The organism is Pseudoalteromonas sp. 10-33 (assembly GCF_001469195.1).
Taxonomy (GTDB): domain Bacteria; phylum Pseudomonadota; class Gammaproteobacteria; order Enterobacterales; family Alteromonadaceae; genus Pseudoalteromonas.
In genome coordinates this window covers 36,682-57,674 of the sequence record NZ_LOFI01000007.1, presented here as the reverse complement: position 1 = coordinate 57,674, position 20,993 = coordinate 36,682, and the positions used below count along the sequence as shown (strand labels likewise).

At 39.2% G+C, this 20,993-nt stretch carries 22 protein-coding genes; 3 read left to right on the top strand and 19 right to left on the bottom strand.

Annotation, left to right across the window (positions count from 1 at the left end; genetic code table 11):
- Nucleotides 1-19: 19 nt before the first annotated feature.
- From ATS76_RS06695 to argC, 13 genes are all read right to left on the bottom strand, one after another.
- Nucleotides 20-505, bottom strand: coding sequence for a hypothetical protein (locus ATS76_RS06695; protein ID WP_082664328.1), 486 nt, complete (start codon nt 503-505; stop codon nt 20-22).
- 29 nt (nt 506-534) lie between these two features.
- The gene (locus ATS76_RS06690; protein ID WP_058551544.1) at nt 535-1,065 is read right to left on the bottom strand and encodes a hypothetical protein; all 531 of its coding nucleotides are present in this window, start codon (nt 1,063-1,065) and stop codon (nt 535-537) included.
- Nucleotides 1,065-1,595 (bottom strand): hypothetical protein, encoded by a 531-nt coding sequence (locus tag ATS76_RS06685; protein WP_058551543.1) that lies wholly within the window; start codon nt 1,593-1,595, stop codon nt 1,065-1,067. The genes ATS76_RS06690 and ATS76_RS06685 overlap by 1 nt, the downstream gene beginning before the upstream one ends.
- Nucleotides 1,595-2,125: a hypothetical protein gene (locus ATS76_RS06680; protein WP_058551542.1), complete on the bottom strand. Its 531-nt coding sequence runs from the start codon at nt 2,123-2,125 to the stop codon at nt 1,595-1,597. Before ATS76_RS06680 ends, ATS76_RS06685 begins: the two co-directional genes overlap by 1 nt.
- Nucleotides 2,125-2,637: a hypothetical protein gene (locus tag ATS76_RS06675; protein WP_442960104.1), complete on the bottom strand. Its 513-nt coding sequence runs from the start codon at nt 2,635-2,637 to the stop codon at nt 2,125-2,127. Before ATS76_RS06675 ends, ATS76_RS06680 begins: the two co-directional genes overlap by 1 nt.
- Nucleotides 2,638-2,658: 21 nt before the next feature.
- Nucleotides 2,659-3,165, bottom strand: a complete 507-nt coding sequence (locus ATS76_RS06670; protein ID WP_058551540.1) for a hypothetical protein — start codon at nt 3,163-3,165, stop codon at nt 2,659-2,661.
- 351 nt (nt 3,166-3,516) lie between these two features.
- Nucleotides 3,517-4,050, bottom strand: coding sequence for a hypothetical protein (locus tag ATS76_RS06665; RefSeq protein WP_058551539.1), 534 nt, complete (start codon nt 4,048-4,050; stop codon nt 3,517-3,519).
- Between the two features lie 16 nt (nt 4,051-4,066).
- Nucleotides 4,067-4,273 carry a hypothetical protein gene (locus ATS76_RS06660; protein ID WP_058551538.1) on the bottom strand — a complete coding sequence of 69 codons (207 nt, stop codon included), beginning with the start codon at nt 4,271-4,273 and terminating at the stop codon, nt 4,067-4,069.
- A gap of 259 nt (nt 4,274-4,532) precedes the next feature.
- Nucleotides 4,533-6,398 (bottom strand): argininosuccinate lyase, encoded by a 1,866-nt coding sequence (gene argH, locus ATS76_RS06655; RefSeq protein ID WP_058551537.1) that lies wholly within the window; start codon nt 6,396-6,398, stop codon nt 4,533-4,535.
- 48 nt (nt 6,399-6,446) lie between these two features.
- On the bottom strand, nt 6,447-7,649 hold the full coding sequence (locus ATS76_RS06650) for an argininosuccinate synthase (protein ID WP_058551536.1): 1,203 nt from the start codon (nt 7,647-7,649) through the stop codon (nt 6,447-6,449).
- Nucleotides 7,646-8,578, bottom strand: a complete 933-nt coding sequence (locus ATS76_RS06645; RefSeq protein WP_058551535.1) for an ornithine carbamoyltransferase — start codon at nt 8,576-8,578, stop codon at nt 7,646-7,648. Before ATS76_RS06645 ends, ATS76_RS06650 begins: the two co-directional genes overlap by 4 nt.
- A gap of 7 nt (nt 8,579-8,585) precedes the next feature.
- Entirely contained in the window at nt 8,586-9,353 is a 768-nt protein-coding gene (gene argB / locus ATS76_RS06640) for an acetylglutamate kinase (RefSeq protein WP_058551534.1), read from the bottom strand.
- Nucleotides 9,353-10,363 (bottom strand): N-acetyl-gamma-glutamyl-phosphate reductase, encoded by a 1,011-nt coding sequence (gene argC, locus ATS76_RS06635; protein ID WP_058551533.1) that lies wholly within the window; start codon nt 10,361-10,363, stop codon nt 9,353-9,355. Before argC ends, argB begins: the two co-directional genes overlap by 1 nt.
- A gap of 221 nt (nt 10,364-10,584) precedes the next feature.
- On the opposite strand from argC, the gene argE reads away from it, so the two are divergent.
- The gene (gene argE / locus ATS76_RS06630) at nt 10,585-11,730 is read left to right on the top strand and encodes an acetylornithine deacetylase (protein WP_058551532.1); all 1,146 of its coding nucleotides are present in this window, start codon (nt 10,585-10,587) and stop codon (nt 11,728-11,730) included.
- 52 nt (nt 11,731-11,782) lie between these two features.
- Here argE and panP read toward each other — a convergent pair whose 3' ends face one another.
- Nucleotides 11,783-13,411 (bottom strand): pyridoxal-dependent aspartate 1-decarboxylase PanP, encoded by a 1,629-nt coding sequence (gene panP / locus ATS76_RS06625; protein WP_058551531.1) that lies wholly within the window; start codon nt 13,409-13,411, stop codon nt 11,783-11,785.
- Between the two features lie 273 nt (nt 13,412-13,684).
- Here panP and ATS76_RS06620 point away from each other — a divergent pair, with 273 nt between their 5' ends.
- Nucleotides 13,685-15,568, top strand: coding sequence for a bifunctional diguanylate cyclase/phosphodiesterase (locus tag ATS76_RS06620; protein WP_058551530.1), 1,884 nt, complete (start codon nt 13,685-13,687; stop codon nt 15,566-15,568).
- Nucleotides 15,569-15,601: 33 nt separating this feature from the next.
- On the opposite strand, the gene trmB is transcribed toward ATS76_RS06620, so the two are convergent.
- From trmB to mpl, 5 genes are read right to left on the bottom strand one after another with little or no spacing between them, the layout of a single operon-like run.
- Nucleotides 15,602-16,270 carry a tRNA (guanine(46)-N(7))-methyltransferase TrmB gene (gene trmB / locus ATS76_RS06615; RefSeq protein ID WP_058551529.1) on the bottom strand — a complete coding sequence of 223 codons (669 nt, stop codon included), beginning with the start codon at nt 16,268-16,270 and terminating at the stop codon, nt 15,602-15,604.
- A complete protein-coding gene (locus ATS76_RS06610; RefSeq protein ID WP_058551528.1) occupies nt 16,270-17,037 on the bottom strand; it encodes an ABC transporter permease in 768 nt (255 codons plus the stop codon). The genes trmB and ATS76_RS06610 overlap by 1 nt, the downstream gene beginning before the upstream one ends.
- Nucleotides 17,038-17,967, bottom strand: a complete 930-nt coding sequence (locus tag ATS76_RS06605; protein WP_058551527.1) for an ABC transporter ATP-binding protein — start codon at nt 17,965-17,967, stop codon at nt 17,038-17,040. It lies immediately after the preceding gene.
- Nucleotides 17,967-18,587 carry a flavin prenyltransferase UbiX gene (locus ATS76_RS06600; RefSeq protein WP_058405099.1) on the bottom strand — a complete coding sequence of 207 codons (621 nt, stop codon included), beginning with the start codon at nt 18,585-18,587 and terminating at the stop codon, nt 17,967-17,969. Before ATS76_RS06600 ends, ATS76_RS06605 begins: the two co-directional genes overlap by 1 nt.
- 1 nt (nt 18,588) lies before the next feature.
- A complete protein-coding gene (gene mpl, locus ATS76_RS06595; protein ID WP_058551526.1) occupies nt 18,589-19,944 on the bottom strand; it encodes a UDP-N-acetylmuramate:L-alanyl-gamma-D-glutamyl-meso-diaminopimelate ligase in 1,356 nt (451 codons plus the stop codon).
- Nucleotides 19,945-20,191: 247 nt separating this feature from the next.
- Here mpl and ATS76_RS06590 point away from each other — a divergent pair, with 247 nt between their 5' ends.
- Entirely contained in the window at nt 20,192-20,980 is a 789-nt protein-coding gene (locus ATS76_RS06590; protein WP_058551525.1) for a hypothetical protein, read from the top strand.
- Nucleotides 20,981-20,993 lie beyond the last annotated feature (13 nt).

Here is a 20,993-nt window from a genome sequence, read left to right as displayed (position 1 = left end):
TGCAGCCTCTAGCGATACATTAACTACGTGTGGTTAGTTTTTTAGTTAACCACACCAGTTTTAATAAATCTTTATTTGTAACAAGTACAACGGCCATTGTTATATCAACAAGCGGCATTACTGACCCGTAAACTCCCCATAGCCACCAATAACCGCAATATGGGTTTACTATAAAATCAAAATGCATTGCCAAAAAAAGCGTTGCGTTAACAGACAACCCCCCGACCAAGTAATAAAAGCTAACTGGGATCACTCTCCCTAGGCTGTAACGCCAAATGATAATAGCCGCGATAGTAACCGCATCAAAAATAAATAACTGTAAATGCCTAAGTGGTGTATACATGTCTATGTATAGACACAAGGTGTACGAAACCATCATAATGAATGACAGGTAAGTTCGGCTATTATCGGTTTTATTAATAGCCGCAGACAAGTTATATAAAAAAGTGAAAACAAATAGCCACGTTATAAAAATACCAAAAGGTTCAGCTATTGAAACCATCATCCAAAAGTGATCTTCCAAAAAACTCCCCGTTAAACAGCAACCTGTTTTTTACGATTTAGTACGCTGTTTTTTAATTTAACCAATCCTAAAATATCTTTATTGATAATAAGTACCAAAGCCATAGTTATATCAACAAGTGGCACCACTATCCCGTATATCCCCCACAACCGCCAATATCCACCATAAGGCTGTATTATTGTATCAATATGCATAGCCATAAAAAATATTGCATTAATAGTGAGCCCTACTATTAAATAATAAAAACTAATCGGGATAACTTTACCAAAGCATTTTCGCCAAATAAAAATAACGATAATGGTAGCGACATCAAAGGCAAATAATTGCAAGTACACCGATGGCGTATATGCATATATGTAAAGTGTCAACGTATAGGAAATCATCATAATGAATGACAATTGAGTTCGGCTATTATCAGGTTTATTAATAGCCGCAGATAAATTATATAAAAAAGTAAAAACAAATAGCCACGTAATAAAAATACCAAGTAGCTCACCAATTTCAGCTAGGCTTAAAAAAATACTTTCTAAATTACTACCCATTAAATAGCTGCCGGTGTTTTACGATTCAAGACAACATTTTTCAATTTAACCAAGCCTAAAATATCCTTATTAATAATAAGTACAGCAGCCATTATAAAATCAACAATAGGTGCTGAAAAGCTATAAAGCATCCATAACCACCAAAATTCATGTGTTGGATTTACTATACTATCGATATGCATGGCCATAAAAAGCGATGCGTTAATGCACAGCCCTACAATTAAATAATAAAAGCCAATAGGAATAACTTTACCTAAGCACAGCCGCCAGACAAAAATAACGGTAATGGTTACAACATCAAAAGCAAATAATTTTAGGAACAGTAATGGAGTATACATGTCTATGTACAAACTCAACGTATAAGAAGCCACCATAATTAATGACAGTTGAGTGCGACTATTGTCGTTTTTATTAATGGCCGTAGACAGGTTATATAAAAATGCAAAAACAAATAAGCACGTAATAGGTATACCTAAGAGGTTGCTAATTGCAGCGAGACTCCAAAAGAAGTCCTCCAAAAAACTCCCCATTACATAGCCACCGGTATTTTACGATTCAGTAAAATATTTTTTAATTTGACCAACCCTAAAATATCTTTATTAGCAATAAGTACTACAGCCATTATGAAATCAACAATAAGTGTTGAAAAGCCATAAAGCATCCACAACCACCAAAACTCATAATTTGTGCTTACTATTCGATCAATATGCATGGCCATAAAAAGCGCTGCATTAATACACAGCCCTACGATTAAATAATAAAAGCCAATAGGGATAACTTTACCTAAGCACAATCGCCAAATCAAAATAACGGCAATAGTAACGATATCAAAGGCAAATAATTGTAGGTACCGTAGTGGTGTATATATATTTATGTACAAACTCAACGTGTAAGAAACCATCATAATGAATGACAGTTGAGTTCGGCTATTGTCTGATTTATTAATGGCCGCCGACAAGTTATATAAAAATGTAAAAACAAATAACCATGTAATAAGTATGCCTAAGAGCTCGCTAATTTCAGCGAGACTCCAAAAAAAGTCCTCCAAAAAACTACCCATTACCTAGCCACCGGTGTTTTACGATTCAACACAACATTTTTCAATTTAACCAAACCTAAAATATCTTTGTTAATAATGAGTACTAAAGCCATTATTATATCACTAGAAACCTGTCCAATAGCATACAACCCCCAAACCCACCAATAATCATAATTAGCCAAAACAGCATAATCGTAATGCATAACCAAAAACAGCATAGCGTTAAGACTCAAACCAAGAGTAAGATAATAATATGCAATTGAGTAAGGCGCTTTGTAAAAGTGTGAAAAGGTCACGATTGCAAAAATAGCAACCACGTCAGATAGAGCAAAATCTAAATAAAACGAAGTCGTAATCATTACTTGCGCTTTTCCCATTATTAAGGTCAGCGTATACGACACCATCATCATCAAAGACAGAAACATAACGCTTTTGTTTTTAACATTTATGCTTATTGTTAAATTATAAAGAAATGCAACAGCAAAAAACCATGTGATAAAAATACTCAAATGGGCGTTGATTGAACCAAGCATTAATGTTGCGTGTTCAAGCATTTATACACTTCGACTCAATTTTTTATATATGTATGATTTTGCTTTAACCAAACCTAAGAAGTCTTTTTTAATGAAGAAAACGGCAACCATGGCAAAGTCGTTAAAGTTAACTAGCCAAGAATAAACTATTGTAAAAAGCCAAGGCTCGTAGTTATTATAAACCACGGTATCCAAATGCATTCCTAAAAATAGGATGGCATTCACTGAGAGCCCCGCTAATAAATAGGCAAATATAAGCCTCTCTTTAATAATTAAATTAAGTACCACTAGGGCAAAAATAGTGGCCATATCAAAATAAAAAAAATCGAGGTACCGTATTGTTTGAATATCTATAAAAAGGCTTGATAGATATGAAACAGTCATCACTAGAGATAACCAAACACCCTTTTTGTCAGGCTTATTAATGCTAGAAACGAATGAGTACAAAAAGGCCATTAAAAACCCCCACTGTACCAATGCTCCAATATAGAAACTAACATCTGGGCTTAACATCAGGTCATCTGACATGGCAATCGCTTATGTAATAAGAGCAGATCATTCTGGTCGGTAAGTGCACGTTTAATTTGACAGGTTTGCATACGCTTGAAGCCAAGCTGGACAAAAAAGACATTTAAAAGCCCTATTTTACAAGTGCGCTAATAAACATAGATGATTGGGACTAGATTTAAAGCTATTCATGGTTTAGTTGTCTACCAAGTTTGGAGGTATACTTTTATTTTACAGTCTAAAGCTTAGTGAGGTGTGGCTTAATACTTTGAAATGCATGGCAGTCGTACCATAGTCACTTGAAGTAAAGTTACCGCCCTTAAATTTATGCTTTGACGTTTGTTCAGCGTAAAAATAAAAATTAATGTTAAGCTAGGGTACTCTTGAATTAGCGCTTGGATTTAGTAATGTGCAGATTGTATTTTTAAGCTTATGCAGCCCTAAAATATCTCTATCAACTATTAATGCAACAATCATTGTAATATCAACTAGGTTTACAGTGTATAAGAATGCCTCCCACAACCACCAATGTTGTTTGTTTTCATAAATGTATATATCGATGTGCATTAACGCAAAGAAGACGGTATTGATACTGAGACCTAATATTAAATATAAAAAAGATGGCGTGGTTTTTTTTACTATTTTATATAAGCACAGAAGAGCGGTAATTGTAGCAATATCATATAAGGCGAAATTTAAGTAGAGTGAATTTTTTAGGGAAAGCCAAGTAAAAAAGTAATCTGATAGGGTGTATGAACACATCATAACCAAAGAGCTTAGTAAGAGGGTTGTGCCTCTTTTCACATCCAGTGAATAAACAAATGCATTAAAAAAAAAAGCCATTAAAAATCCCCACATAAAAAAAGCAGAGAGTGAAAACAGCCCAAACAAATCTTGTAATAACATCTAACGCCTTAAATTATCACTTTGGTTTTTTAGGAACTAATTCTGGTAACAAAATGGCAGAACGGCTTAAATCAGCACTCGCTGCACTCAAACCTTCTTGCGAGAAACTCACTGTATCAGATTGTAGGGTTTTAGTGCTAGTAGTTTGTTGAGTCAAAGGCTGTAATTGTTGTGTTTTGTTGTATGCTTGCATTTGCACTTGGCTATTAGCTGAAATTTGCATGTAATTGATCCTTATAAAAGTTTAAATTTAATTGGCGTAAAACTAAATCACACCATTGTGTAGGTATATGCACTACTCATAGTGGTAGTTGCTATTTTATAACTACGTAACTATTAGCAAGCTATATACCAACTTTTATTTAAATTTTATTTTTAAGTAAATTACTGGTAATTGAAACAATCGAAACACATCAGACCAGATAAACTCAGACATAAAAAAACGCACAGGGGTAACCGTACGTTTTTTGTATCCAGGGAGTTTAAGCCACGAATTTACACGGGATCGCCGCTTTGTTACTTGGCTTTAAAATGTATTCCATTGCTACTTCGTCGCAGTTTTCTTTACGAAGGCACAATTCACAATCTTTCATCACTTTTTCAGGCAGGCTGTCTTTGCTGCAAAAAACAAAATCTTGTTTTTCAAAAAAGTCTGGCACGCGAGTAAGTACAATTACGCGATTAAGTGCCAATTTTTTGGCTTTTATTAGTAAATGGTCAACTAATTGCCGCCCTTGCCCAGTTACCGCACTTTGCGGGTCAATACCCAAAGAGCGTATTTCTGCAAGGCCTGTATCGTATATATACAGCGATGCACAGCCCGACACTTTGCCGTCTATTTCGGTCACAGCAAATTCATTAATTGAATGCACCATATCACTTTTTGCACGCGGCAAATTTTCGCCGACGGTTGCCCAATGTTGAATAAGTTTTGCAATTGATTCAACGTCGTCTAGATTGGCATCACGAACCGTTATCTGCTGTTTTTTTTTGGCTGCTTTAATTGCGCTAGTAACTTGCTCAATAGAGGTGCCGCCAATTGCTTGACGCGCTTTAATACAGGCGTCTATTTCAAGTACCGGATAAACATCGTCTTCAAACACATCATTTACTGATTTATATTGCTTAAGTGAGAGCTCCTCAAGCGTTTTATCCTCACTTATTGCGAGCTGTACTAACACCCCCACAATATGATGGCCTTCTCTAAAAGGTACCCCTTTAGCCACTAAGTAATCAGCAAGCTCGGTTGCATTTGCATGACCGCCTTTTGCCGCAGCCAATGTACGCTCACCTTTAACTTTTACGCCTTTAATACACGCTTGTGCCATGTGAATACACGCAAGCCATGTTGGCATCGCATCAAAAATGCCTTCTTTGTCTTCTTGCATATCTTTGTTGTAAGCAAGAGGGAGTGCTTTAAGGGTCATCATCATGGCACTAAAGGCACCAAATACACGACCTGTTTTACCACGAATAAGCTCAAGTGCATCTGGGTTCTTTTTTTGCGGCATTAAAGACGAGCCAGATGTAACATTGTCGGCAAGTTCAATAAAACCCGCTTCACCTGAGTTATAAAAAATTAAATCTTCAGACATACGTGATAAATGAATCATTGAAATTGAAGCACAACTTAATAGCTCAACAACAAAGTCACGGTCTGAAACGCCATCAAGGCTATTTTTTGTCGTCCCTGTAAAGCCTAAGCCTTGTGCAAGTGTTTGGCGGTCAATTGGGTAAGCAGTGCCAGCCAATGCGCCACTGCCTAACGGGCAATAGTTCATACGGGCTTTAGCGTCTTGCAAACGGCTTTCGTCACGTTCAAGCATTTCAACGTATGCCATACACCAGTGGCTAAATAATACAGGTTGTGCGCGTTGTAAATGAGTATAACCTGGTAAAATAGTCCCCAGTTCGCGTTCGGCTAACGCAACAAATTCTGCTTTTAATTGGGCAATAGCTTTTAAAATATGATCGGCAGTATCACGGCACCATAATCTAAAGTCGGTGGCTACTTGGTCATTTCGACTTCGGCCTGTGTGTAACTTTTTAGCTAGATCACCTACTTTTTCGATTAAAGCGGCTTCAACATGTGAATGAATATCTTCGGCACCTGAGGTAGCTACAGCGGTTGGATCTGCTTTTACCTCTTCGAGTAACTCGTATAATGCCGATACTAATTCTTTGTGCTCATCGCTTGATAACACGTTCACTTGTTCAAGTGCGCCAGCCCATGCCACAGAGCCAATAATATCTTGCTCTGCTAATTGGTAGTCAAATGGAAGAGAGTCGTTAAATTGCTTAAACGCCTCGTCTGGACCCGTAGAAAAACGTCCGCCCCATAATGCCATGAAATATCTCCAAACCCTGTAATGCCCCTTTTACAATGGGCGTAAAATTTACTTTTTAGACAACGCCGAAATTCTGCTTGAAAGCGAGAATAAACGAATAAAGCCTTCAGCATGTGATTGGTCATACACATCGTCTTCGCCAAAGGTTGCAAAGTCTTCGCTGTATAGGCTGTTAGGTGATTTTTTCTGAACAGCTGTCACTTGGCCTTTATAAAGCTTAAGCACCACTTCACCCGTTGCTAATGTAGACAGTGCCTCAGCGCCCGCTAAGATAGAGTCTTTAAGCGGCGTAAACCAACGTCCGTCGTACACTAAGTGCGAAAATTCGCCGCCTAATACTTCTTTCCACTTACGGCTTGATTTATCAAGTACTAGCTCGTCTATTGCTTGAAGCGCCGCCATGATCACGGTACCACCTGGGGTTTCGTAACAACCGCGAGATTTCATACCGACTAAACGGTTTTCTACTATATCAACACGACCAACACCATGCGGTGATGCAATGTCGTTTAATTTAACTAAACAATCATAAGGTTTAAGCTCTTCGCCATTTACAGCAACTACTTCACCTTCAACTACTTTTAATGTTACAATTTCGGCTTTATCGGGTGCTTGCTCAGGAGAGTTAGTCCAGGTCCATACTTGATCGCTAGGCTCACACCATGGATCTTCAAGCTCGCCACCTTCGTGCGAAATGTGCCATGCGTTTGCGTCACGGCTGTAAATTTTTGTTGCAGAGGCAGAGCACGGAATGTCACGCTCAGCTAAGTAATCTAATAGTGATTCACGGCTTGATAAGTCCCACTCACGCCATGGCGCAATAACTTTTAGCTCAGGTGCAAGCGCTGCAAAGCACGATTCAAAACGTACTTGGTCGTTACCTTTACCCGTACAGCCATGAGAAAGGGCATCGGCACCTACTTTACGTGCAATCTCTACTTGCGCCTTAGCAATAATTGGGCGCGCCATAGAGGTACCAAGTAAATACGTACCTTCGTAAATAGAACCCGTTTTAAGCGTTGGGTAAATGTAGTCACTTACCATTTCGTCTTTTAAGTCAACTACGTAACACTCAGATGCACCTGATGCGATTGCTTTTGCCTCTACGCCTTCAAGCTCTTCTGCGCCTTGGCCTACATCGGCAACAAACGCGATTACTTCACAACCGTAGTTTTCTTTTAACCATGGCACGATAGCCGATGTATCTAGACCACCTGAATAGGCTAAAACGACTTTTTTAATTGAACTCATAGGTGTTCCTTAACAAAATTTGGATTTAGTAATGTAACTAGCAGAGCATTTTGCGCATGCATGCGATTTTCTGCTTGTTGAATAATTTTTGATGCTGGGCCGTCCATTACCTCAGAGGTAATTTCAAACTCACGGTGTGCCGGTTGGCAATGTAATACCGTAGTCGCCCCTGTTTGATCTAGCAATGCTTGGTTTAGCTGATAAGGCATGTATTTTTCTTTAACTTGCTCAAGCGGGGTATCATCCCCCATTGAAACCCATGTATCGGCATAAACAACGTTTGCGCCAACTGCCGCTTCTACACGGTCACTTACCATGACAGATGCACCATTCATTGCTGCGATTTGCTCAGCCTTTTTAAGAATTTGCGAATCAGGCGAACACCCTTTTGGCGTTACCGCTACAAAATCGGTGCCCAGTGTTGCGGCAAGTAACATAAGTGAATGAGTCACATTGTTACCCTCGCCGAGGTAAGCCACTTTAAGTTCGCTCACATCGCCATGCACTTCTTGAAGGGTTAAAAAATCTGCCAGTGCTTGGCACGGGTGGTACAAGTCACATAAGCTATTAACCACAGGCACAGAGGAGTATTCACCTAACGTTGTTAATGTGCTGTGCTGATTAACACGCGCTACAATACCGTCGGCCCACGTTGATATATTAAGAGCAAAATCTTTTACCGATTCACGTGCGCCCATAGCGCCATTTTGCTGATCTAAATAAACCGCATGACCACCTAAACGATTAATACCAATATCAAACGATAAACGTGTACGTAAGCTTTGCTTTTCAAATAGTGTAACAACTGACTTACCCGCTAGTACTTGGCTGTATTTCTCGGGATTTGCTTTTAAATCACGCGCTAGCTTTAATAAATTAAGTGCGCCTTGTTGGTCTAACTCTAGACCCGTTAAAAAATTCTCTAACATGGTAACCCTATGGTGTAATCTTTGTTCCGACATGCTCGCCTTGTAGCAAAGCAGTTAAATTTTCTGGCTTTTGCCAGCTGGAAATATACACACCGCGTCGTAAGTGTAGGGCAGCGTGAAGACTGGTCTTAACTTTGACCTCCATCCCGCCCACAATTACTCCCTCTGCAATTAAAGTCTCAATGTGTTTTGTGTCAAGGTGATGTAACGGCTGTTTATTAGCGTCAAGTACGGCCTCTACATCGGTCATAAAAATAAGCTCTGCATTTAAATTATTAGCAATAGCTGCCGCAGCCTCGTCAGCATTAACGTTGTACCAAAGTCCTTGTTCATCAAATCCTATTGAGCTAACAATAGGTAGACGCCCGACGTTTAGTAAATCGTTAATAATAGAGTCATCGTTGCTTTCGCACTTACCTACTAAACACAATGCTTTGAGCTTTTGCGATGCGGTTACGCCTGCTTCATAAAGGCTTAAGCCAACAGGCTTGTGGCCAGCAGAAATAGCTTGAGCCATTAGCTGCTTGTTTGCACACCCTGCAAGTGCACCGACTATATGCGGCATTTGTTCAGCAGGGCTAATACGTAAACCTTGATGTTTAGCACTAACAAAACCAGCCTCTTTTAACCATGTATCGACTAATGCCCCACCACCGTGCACAATTACAAAGTTATGGTTTGGCTGATTAGATAACACTTCAAATAACGCGTGAGCTGCATTTTCAGTATTGAGTACAGCACCGCCAAGCTTAATTACCCACGTTTTTTTTCTCATTAAAACGCTCCTTTTAAGCCTGTGGTATGGTTTAAACCCATAGATAAATTAATACATTGCAGAGCTTGCCCCGCAGCACCTTTAAGTAGGTTATCGATTGCCGCAACAACAATTAATTGCGAGCCTTGCTGTTGCCACCCAATATCAACGTAGGGCTGCTTTGCAACCCCTTTGATTGATGGAATTTTATTGCCTAATAAACGAATTAAAGGCTCTTTTGAAAGCACATCATAAGCCGTTGCTACTTGCCCACTTGTCACCTCAGGTTTTAGTTGCACGTAAATCGTTTCTAAAATACCGCGAGCAAAGTTACCTAAATGAGGCGTAAATAAAACCTTATGGCCCAGGTGCTGTTCTATTTCTGGTCCGTGACGATGGTTAAATAAACCATATGGCGCTAGCGATACTTCACAAAAATGAGTACCTACACTGGCTTTACGCCCTGCGCCTGTTACACCCGACACTGCATTAATAATAATTTTGTCGTCGCTTAACAAACCGGCTTGCTGTAGTGGCTTTAACGCATTGAGTGCCGCAGTAGGGTAACAACCCGCAACAGCCACTAACTTTGCATCTGCAATGGCATTGCTATTCCACTCAGCTAAACCGTATGCCGATTCATTTAATAGCTCAGGGTGCTTATGTTCAAAGCCATAATAAGTAACGTAATCGTCATTATTTGCTAGGCGGTAACCACCCGATAGGTCAAACACCTTTTTGCCCATCGCTAAAAATTGCGGCGCTAAATCTACACTTACTTTATGGTCGGTACACAGGCATACGTAATCTGTATTCGCTTTAATGTCGTCAAACGCCGATTTTGTAAGAGGAAGTAAAGGAATATCAAGTAAGCCTGAGTGTTCTGGGTATAAATCACTCAGTAATTTATGTTTGTCTAGGCTACCTTCAGATACATAACAACCTGATAAAGTTAAATTTGGATGTTTAGCAATAAGGCTTGCTAGTTCTGCGCCGCTGTAACCACTTGCGCCAATAATCACTACATTCATTATTTACTCGTTATCTTAAAATTTATTACTACTTACTTATGTGTTCGCTTACACTAGCTTAGGTGCTAATTAAGTCTTATTTATTAATGAATTTTGATTATCGTCGCATTATCTTCATGGTGTTACTTAATATATTTATGCTTAAAAAGTGAATTGATATTCATCATAAATACTTTTATATTGTTATGCAATTAAATTGAATAATTATTTTGGGAATTTTTATGTCTCTGCCTTCGTTTATTTCTATGTATCAGCAATTAATTGCAGCCCCTTCTATTAGTGCGATTGAAGACAGTCAATGTATGAGCAATAAAAGTGTTATCGAGTTACTTGCACAATGGTGTGAAACTCTTGGCTTTACGTGTGAAATAATAGAACTTGAAGGTAAAAAAGGGCGTTATAACTTATTAGCAAAACGCGGCATTGGCGATGGCGGTTTAATGCTTGCTGGGCATACCGATACAGTGCCGTTTGATGACAGCCGCTGGAATCATGATCCGTTTAAATTAACCGAACTCAATAACAAACTCTATGGTTTAGGCAGCATTGATATGAAAGGATTTTTTGCTTTTGTGCTGCAAGCTATAAGCGAGTTGGATGAAAAACAACAAACACAGCCTATTTTAATACTTGCTACCGCCGATGAAGAAACAACAATGGCAGGTGCTCAACAAATTTGTCAGCACCCAAATTTAAAACCAGCGCGCTGTATTATTGGTGAGCCTACTGATATGACACCGGTATTTACACATAAAGGCCATATGAGTACAGCTATAAGGGTCGTTGGTCGCTCTGGGCATAGCTCCGATCCCGAGCGTGGTCTAAACGCCATTGAAGTTATGCATAAAGTGACTTCAAAATTACTGATCTTGAAAGAGCAATTAAAGAATAAGTATTCACTAAATCACTTTGAAATACCTTACCCTACTTTAAATTTAGGTAATATTCATGGTGGCGACAACGCAAATAGAATATGTGGGTGTTGTGAAATGCATATTGATATGCGCCCACTGCCAGGGCTTAGCGTGCAAGAGTTGCAAGCTTTGCTTCTTGATGCAACAAAAGAGATTAACGAACAATATCCTAACTCAGTGAGTGTAATTGACCTGCACGACCCAATACCGGCATTTACAGGCCACACCGACAGTGCGCTAGTTCAACTTGCAGAAAAAATAGCTGGCCAAAAAGCCATTGCTGTTAATTACTGTACAGAAGCCCCGTTTATTCAACAATTAGGCTGTGAAACCATTGTTATGGGGCCGGGTTCAATTAACCAAGCGCATCAACCTGACGAATTTTTAGCAATGGAAAAAATAAAGCCCTCACAGCACATCATTAGCAATATTATAAAAGCCTGTTGCTTTTAACTAAGCAAAAAAAAGACGCGAAATAGCGTCTTTTTTATAAATGCGGCATTTACTATTTCATGTATTTGCTTAAATACTTTTTAAATACAGGGTCTGTTTTAGCAAGCTCTTTTTGCTCAGCTAATATCTCTTTTAAAATCACACCCGAGGTAAGCGGGTTAGCCAGTACAACCCTAAACACAACCGTAGGTTGATTATCGTATTGAGCTGGGGTCAAACGAGTACGCGATACAAACGAGCGTCCAGACTCACGCTGGCGTTTTTGCATACTGGCTGTAAAACGATTTAGTGAGGCAAAAATATCAATCCGTGTTTTTTCATCTGCCTCAGCAATCGCTTGTTTTATTTGTTTTGGCACATAACGATAAGTGAGCAAGCACAGTTCAGGTTCTGAAATAAGCTCAAAATCTTCATCTGCTTTTATTAAATCAGCAAAGTATTTTGCTTTTTTAATGCTTCTATCGATTAGCATTTCATAGCCTTTACGGCCAATAACACGTAAGCAAGCATGCACTAACATAGCCATACCAGGGCGACTACCTTCGAGTGTGTGGCTACCTAAATCTTTAGAGCCCTTACGCAATATATATTCAGCATGGTGCTCTATTGCATCGGTTGCAGCGGGGTCTTTAAACAACACTAAACCTGCGCCCATCGGGACATACATTTGTTTATGGGCATCAATTGTAATTGAGTCTGCTCGCTCAATGCCATTCAACAAAGGACGGTACGTGTTCGATAACAACGTTGCCCCACCCCATGCTGCATCAACATGAAAATGACAGTTAATTTCTTGCGCTAAATCAGCCATTTCATTAAGCGGATCGATATTACCGGTTTCAGTTGTACCAGCAACACCAATAATCGCCATCACTTTAATGCCTTTAGACTCTAGCTCGCGAGCTTTATCTCGCATGGCATTTACATCGACTTTATTGTCATCCGTTGTTTTGATACCAATCAAGTTGTCGCGCCCTAGCCCTAATAAATCAACCGATTTCCCTAGTGAGTAATGGCCTCGCTCTGAAATTAAAACAGCGAGCCCTTTATACCCATAATGAAGCATACCAGCCACTAGCCCTTGGGCTGCAATACCTGTGAACTCGCCATCTGGCTTTAATAAACGGTTTCGAGCAATCCAAAGCGCAGTAATGTTTGCAACCGTGCCACCTGAGCAAAATGCGCCAAGTGAGGTTTTAGCGCTGTGCATCCATTTAGAGTAGAACGCATCATTTTGGCCATAGGCTAAATGATGCATCATACCAAGTACTTGGCGCTCTAAGGGGGTAAATGCCTTGGATGTCTCTATTTTTACTAAATTTTGATTTAGTCCCACCATCAATTTTGATAGGGGTAATAAAAAATGTGGCAGTGCAGAGGTCATATGGCCAATAAAACTTGGTGCAGCAGTATGCACAGAATGCGCAACAAGCTGCTCCATTATGTCTTGAGCATAAGCAGATACAAATGTTGGATCTTCCGGGATCACCGCAGATTGAAAGTCTTTTTCAATTTCATGTAAGGGTTTTTCAATTGCCGCTATATTTTCGTTCAAAAAACCTGCTAAATTACTCGATATCTCAAGCTCAATTTTGCTTAAAGTTGAGTCTGGTGCTTCAGGTACAGTGAATATACGCTTGAGGCTTTCTTTAGAGGCGACGGCACAACGCTTTTGATCCATCTTAATACCTAGTGTGTGTTGCTAAAACACCTGTTTAACTAGTAAAAACGCCCAAATATGGCGGTAAGTTAAGCAATAGTGTTTCTAAATAATTGCGCTAACTGTACTGCAATATAAGTAAAATGTCTCGTTAAAAGCCTTAAAAGCAACAACACGCATGACAAAAAAGTGTTAATTTAATTAAAATTTTATTTAATCGAATAAATACTAATTATTTATTGGGCAATTTTGTATTTTAAGTATAATAAAAAAAATAACAAAAAAGGGACAGACATGCTTAAGGGAAGAGTAAAAGTGAGCTGGTTAGTCGCTGGTTTTGCTTTATTTTTAGTCAGTTTAGTTGTCTATATCTATTACACCTACCAAACAACTCGCGCTGAAATTATGGAGTCTGTCGATGCTCGTCTACTTAATGCCGCAGCCACTGTAAAGCATATACTAGGTGATGATTACCTAAATACCATGAATCAAAACGGCCAAATTAATTTTATTGATTATGAAGTCAAAAGCAGACAGCTTTCAGAGTTTGCACAAGCACTGGATGTTGAATATGTATACGCGATGATATTAAAAAACAACCGCGTATACTTTACTGCTTCTAGCTATACTCAAGACGATATGAGTAATGGCAAAATAACGCAATATTTAGATATATACCCTGAAGCAACCAATCTCAACATAAGTGCTTTTTACTCCACAGAACCAGTATTTGAAGTTTCAGCGGATCAGTGGGGTCATTTTAAAACGATATTTATTCCTTACGTAGATACTCGAACAGGTACCACTTACCTTACCGGCGCCGATATAACGATTAACGACCTAAACCAAAAGCTGAGTGAAAGCGTTTCTAAAGCAGCTGCTATGGCAAGCTTCTTCTTCTTTATAGCAGCGCTTGTTGCCGCTATTTATGTTTATTTACTCAAGCGTTCATTAGCAACTGACTCCAGTACCGGCTTTGATAACCACATTGCTTTGGAATATTTTCTCAAAAAAAGTAATAACCACCATATGCAACTAGCCGTTGTATGGGTGAACGAAATTGAGGATATAAATAGTTTTTACGGCACTGAAATTGGCGACCGAGTAATAAAAAATCTACTTATGCATTTTAAAAGCCGTTGCTCTACTCACTGTCATTTATATCGCTTAGCAACGAATAAACTGGTACTGCTTTCCCCCAAAGAAACACCTTATGAAGAACTTAACGACTTAATTGAAACCTATAATGCCAATACGCCTTTATTAACTGATCCATTTATATACATCACTTTATGTGCGGGCACTGCAACTGGCAATAAGTCACTATTACTTGAAAATGCTCATATTGCTGCCCTGCAAGCAAAACAAGGCAGACATACGGTTATTAATTATTCAAAAGCCCTACATGATGTTAAAACTCAATATCAATACAATGTAGAAATGGCTAAAGAAGTGCATGATGCATTTAATAACAACCGTATTGTGCCCTACTTTCAACCAATAATAGATACCAAAACTAATCAGATAGTGCAGTACGAATGCTTGGCTCGGATGGTGACCGCAAGCGGAGAGATCTTAAAACCCGATGCTTTTTTAAATGTAGTTACTCGCTCCAGAATGGACGGGTTATTAACCCGCACTATATTTTCACAGTGTATTAGCCGCTTTAGAAAGACAAACATTTGCTGGAGCTTAAATATAACAGCGCAAGATATGTTAGACCCAAGTTTAAACGAATATATTACTAACGAACTTAAACGTTACCCTCACCCAAGCAATATCACTTTAGAATTAATCGAAACGCAAGCCATTGCTAATTATTCAGAAGTGAAAGCCTTTATTTCTATGGTAAAAAGTAAAGGGGTAAAAGTCATTATTGATGATTTTGGAAGTGGCTATTCAAATATTTCAAATGTACTTAAGCTAGAAGTAGATGGAATTAAATTAGATGGTGGATTGATAAAACAAATAATAAACGATAAAGACATTTACTTATTTATTGAGCATATAGCAGCATTTGCTAACCAATTAGATTTACAGCTAATTGCTGAATCTGTAGAAAACGCAGCCATAGTTAATGCGCTACAAAAAGCAAATGTGACACTTATGCAAGGTAATTACTTTGCTTATCCCGCGCCACAATTCGCTATATCTGAAGATACTAATTTAGCCAGCTGAGTAAACTGTAACGACTAAATATTCTAGCCATACTTAGGTTAAATTAATGATAAGCCGATGACTTTGCTGACCGCTAGCCCAATACTTACGCTCAAACGGAGTGATTGCATCATCTGACTCATAAAGTGTCACTTCGCAGTGATTACCTGTAAGCGCAAGCGCTCTGGCAAACTCCTTTACGTAAATATCCCAATTACTGCGAACCTCTAATTGCCCACCTAATTTAACAATAAACGGAAAAATAGCCGCACCATGCCATCTGCGCTGAATATGCTTAGATTTAGGCCATGGATTTGGGTAAAGCAAATAATGATGCGTAGGCTGCCAATTAGCAGCCACGGCTAAACGCCAAAAATCGTTTAAATCGGCTTGCACTAAAATATACTGCCCGCTATCAGTTTGCTTGTATTCTACGTCGTGCTTATCAAGTCGATGAGATGATTTATCAATACCAATCACCAACGCATCAGGGTGCCGTTTAGCTAAGTTCGCGCTACTTTCACCCACACCACAGCATGAGTCTAAAATAAGTGGGCCATCAAATGCCTGCACCTTTTCATTAACCTCGTCAAATGCCGCTTGCGTGTGTGCAGCAATGGGCTTTTTAAACTCGGCGCTTAAATGCTTATTTACTATTTCATCAAGCTTTTCATGAATGCCAGCCTGATTAGATACAATACTTCGAGAATTTGCATCACTCATTAATGTCTTAGCCCCACACCTTTTTTGATTAATGTAAGCGCAACAGAAAATAACACTGTAATGAACACTAAAATAACACCCAATGCGACCGTTAAATCAACATCCGACACACCTAAAAAGCCATACCTAAATGCGTTAACCATATAAATGATTGGGTTTATTTGCGATACGTTCTGCCAAAACTCAGGTAGTAACGTAATTGAATAAAATACACCACCTAGATACGTTAGCGGAGTAAGTATAAATGTGGGAATAATACTAATATCGTCAAAGCTATTTGCGTAAATCGCGTTTATTAACCCACCTAATGCAAATACAGCCGACGTTAAAATAACCGTCGCCATAATTACAAAAATGTTATGTATTTGAATATCAACAAACAATAGCGACACACAGGTAACAATAAAGCCTACCATCATACCGCGCGTCATACCGCCTCCCATGTAACCTAATACAATTATATAATTCGGCACCGGTGCAACGAGTAGCTCTTCAATACTTTTTTGAAACTTGGTTGAATAAAAACTAGAGGCGACATTAGAGTATGAATTAGTTATAACCGACATCATAATTAAGCCCGGTACAATAAACTCCATGTAACTAAATCCGCCCATTTGGCCAATACGCGAGCCAATTAAGTTACCAAAAATAACAAAATACAAACTCATTGTAATAGCCGGTGGTACTAAGGTTTGCACCCAAATACGTAAAAAACGAATACACTCTTTAATCCATATACTTTTTAAGGCTACGCCATATTTTAACATTTATTCGCCCCGCCCTTGCTCTAGTAATCCTACAAATAACTCTTCTAATCTATTGGCTTTGTTACGCATACTCAATACTGTATTACCTTGTGCTGTAAGCTCGGTAAATACCGCATTTAATCCTTGCGATTTTGCCACTTCAACCTCAATGGTATGATCGTCCGTCATGGTGTAGGTATACCCTGGTAATGTGACGGGCTTTGCTGGCATTTTTAAATCAAGCACAAAGGTTTCTTTATCAAGCTTTGCTAATAACGCTTTTATGGTGGTATTTTCTACGATGCGCCCACTATCGATAATAGCGATGTTTTTACACAGTAACTCTGCTTCTTCAAGATAGTGCGTGGTTAAAATAATTGTGACGCCTTGCTCATTAATTTGGCGTAAAAACTCCCACATAGAGCGGCGTAGCTCTATATCTACTCCCGCTGTTGGTTCATCTAGAATAAGTAGTTTAGGCTCGTGCATCAGTGCGCGTGCAATCATTAAACGGCGCTTCATCCCACCTGACAAAGTGCGCGCTTGTTTATCTTTTTTCTCAAGTAACCCAAGCTGAGCTAAATATTTATCTGCGCGCTTATGTGCTTCACTGCGCGGCACACCGTAATAACCCGCTTGATTTACTAATATTTGGGTTAACGTTTCAAACTGACTAAAGTTAAATTCTTGTGGCACTAAGCCTAAATGTGCCTTGGCAGCCTCAAGATGGGTATCGATGTCGCAACCAAATACCTCCACTTTACCTTCAGTTTTATTAACCAAGGACGAAATAACACCAATGGTTGTTGATTTACCTGCGCCATTAGGCCCAAGCAACGCAAAAAAATCGCCTTCTTCTACTTGTAAGTCAACACCTTTAACAGCCTCTACGCCGTTTTTGTATACCTTGGTAAGGCCTTCGATATTTAATGCAATACTTTGCTTACTCATTACTTACCCTCACCATAGCCCCAACGTTTTGTTAGAGCATGCTCAATGTTTAAATGATCTAAAATGCGTGCCACCATAAAATCGACTAAATCTTCTATGCTTTGCGGTTTATGATAAAAGCCAGGGGCTGCGGGCATAATGGTTACACCCAATCGCGATAGCTTTAGCATATTCTCTAAATGGATCTCGCTAAAAGGCGTTTCGCGCGGCACTAAAATAAGCTGGCCACGCTCTTTAATCACCACATCAGCCGCACGTTCTAGTAAATTATCAGATGCGCCTACCGCAATCGCTGATACCGATCCTGCACTGCATGGACAAACAACCATTTTTTTCGGCGCTGCAGAACCAGAGGCTACAGGGCTAAACCAGTTATCTTTACCAAACACTTGTAATTGCTGTGGTTTTGCATCAAATAGCGCATTTAATTGCTCAGTGGCTTTATCTTCATTTGCAGAGAGCTTTATGTTTGACTCAGTATCAAGCACAACTCGAGCCGCACTCGAAATAAGTACATACACTTGATACTGCTGCTCAAGCAGTACTTCAAGCAATTTTAATCCATATGGCGCACCAGAGGCACCGCTAAACGCTAAGGTTATTTTATCTTTAAATTGCAAATTATTCTCCGCTGTATTTATCAGCCAATCCATCAACAAGCTGCTGATGGAGGCCATTAAAACCGCCATTGCTCATGATTAGAATGTGTTGATTAGGCTGCACATTTTCAAGCACCGTATTAATAATCGACTGTGTGCTGTTAAAGCATTGCATACCCGCTTTTTGTGCTTGTTCTTTAAGCGACCAACCTAAGTTTTCGGGTTCAAACAAAAGCACCTCATCAGCCTCAGCCAATGAAGCGAGTAACGTGTGTTGATGCACACCCATTTTCATGGTGTTTGAGCGAGGCTCTAAAATAGCAATAATTTTTTCATCGCCAACTTTAGCGCGTAAACCCGCTAAAGTTGTTTTAATCGCTGTTGGGTGATGAGCAAAATCGTCATACACCTTAATACTATTTATGTCGGCCTTGAGTTCCATTCGCCTTTTCGGGCTTATAAACTTGGCAAGTGCCTCAATACTGTGACTCACAGCAATTCCCACATGGCGCGCAGCTGCAATTGCCATAATCGCATTTTTTACATTATGCTCGCCAATTGCGCCCCAGTTAACCGTACCTTGCTGCTCATTATTCAAAAGTACATTAAACTCGCTGCCATCAGCTTTAATTAGTTTATAGCCCCAATCGCCATCTAACGTTTCGCTTTCACTCCATAGCCCTTGCGATATAACGTCTTCAAGCGCTTTGTCTTGTTTTGGCCAAATGACTTTACCGCTGTGAGGTAGTGTACGCATTAAGTGGTGAAATTGTTTTTTAATTGCGTTCAAATCATCAAAAATATCGGCGTGATCAAACTCTAAGTTATTCAAAATAAGTGTACGTGGCAGGTAATGCACAAACTTACTGCGTTTATCAAAAAAGGCGGTGTCGTATTCATCGGCTTCAATAACAAAAAATGGCGTTTCACCCACTTTAGCCGACACACCAAAATTTTGTACTACGCCGCCAATTAAAAAGCCAGGCTTAAGGCCCGCATATTCAAGTATCCACGCAAGCATACTGGCTGTGGTGGTTTTACCATGCGTACCAGCTACCGCAAGCACCCAAGAGTTTTGCAATAAGTTATGCTTTAACCACTCAGGGCCTGAGGTATAAGGTAAGCTGTTATCTAACACATATTCAACACATGGGTTACCTCGGCTCATGGCATTACCAATCACCACCATATCGGGTTTTGGCTCCAATTGAGATACGTCGTAACCTTGAGTGAGCTCAATACCAAGATCTTCAAGCTGGGTGCTCATAGGTGGGTAAACGTTTTGGTCTGAACCTGTCACTTGATGGCCAAGTGACTTAGCAATGGCTGCAATACCGCCCATAAACGTACCGCAAATGCCCAAAATATGAATATGCATATACTTTCCTTAAACCGTATGCTCACTTTGCAGCTGTGCAAAGTTTAATGGCGCTATAATGCCAAATTTCGCGCTTACTTACCATTATATGTAGGTATTTCGATGGGGTTAAAAGGCGTACAACACCACTTTAAACTTTTAAATATTATCCGTTCAACTTAGTTTACAATATTCACTTTTAATCAAATATTATCAATGCTATAAAATCAAAAGCACAAACGTTTTTAAATATTTAAAAGGATTTACTATGAAAAAATTATTATTTTTGGCTTACCTATTTATATCGTCACAGAGTTTTGCCCTCGATCTTGCAAAATACCCAATAGAGCTTACCTCTCAAGAAGGCTACAGTGTTGTTATAGCTCCTACTAAAGATCAAAAACAAGCACTTGTTAAAGTTACCGGGATCAACCACGACATTGATGGCATCACATTTTTAATGGATCTAAAACCTCAAGGGAGTAATAAAGCTTATAAATTTACGTACGATGGAACTGAGCGAAGCTTAATAAGCATTGATAAGGGTTACCGTTGTTGCAGCTATACTCTATACATACCAGACACGAGAGACGGTATTTATTTAGCAAAAAAAGAAGGGGCTAACCCTGCTATTGTTGAAGATTTGAAGGCTCAGTATCAACAGCATATTAAAAAAGGGACTCAAGCCAAACTTGCTCGTTTTAACCGTCAAAAGCATTTAAATTATCAACAATCAAAAATAGATACCGCAAACGATTCAGTAGTAAATCAGTGCGGCCTAAGCATTAAAACGACTATCAAATGGGATTCAATTGATGACACTGTTTTGCAGTCTTATGCGGTTGGCTCTTTTTGTGCCCAAGTAGCTGATGAAATGGTTGATATGTGTAAAAAAGATATAAATTTTAAAAACGACATAGCGCATTTAAACACAATCAACTGTCAATTTAGCGATAAACTAAAACTTCGCCAAAGCTCCGGTGTACTCACGTTTAAAACATCACCTAAAGCGCCTAATCAGAGTCAGTTTATTGAAGCTTACTTACTTAACTTATAAGTAAAAAAAGCAC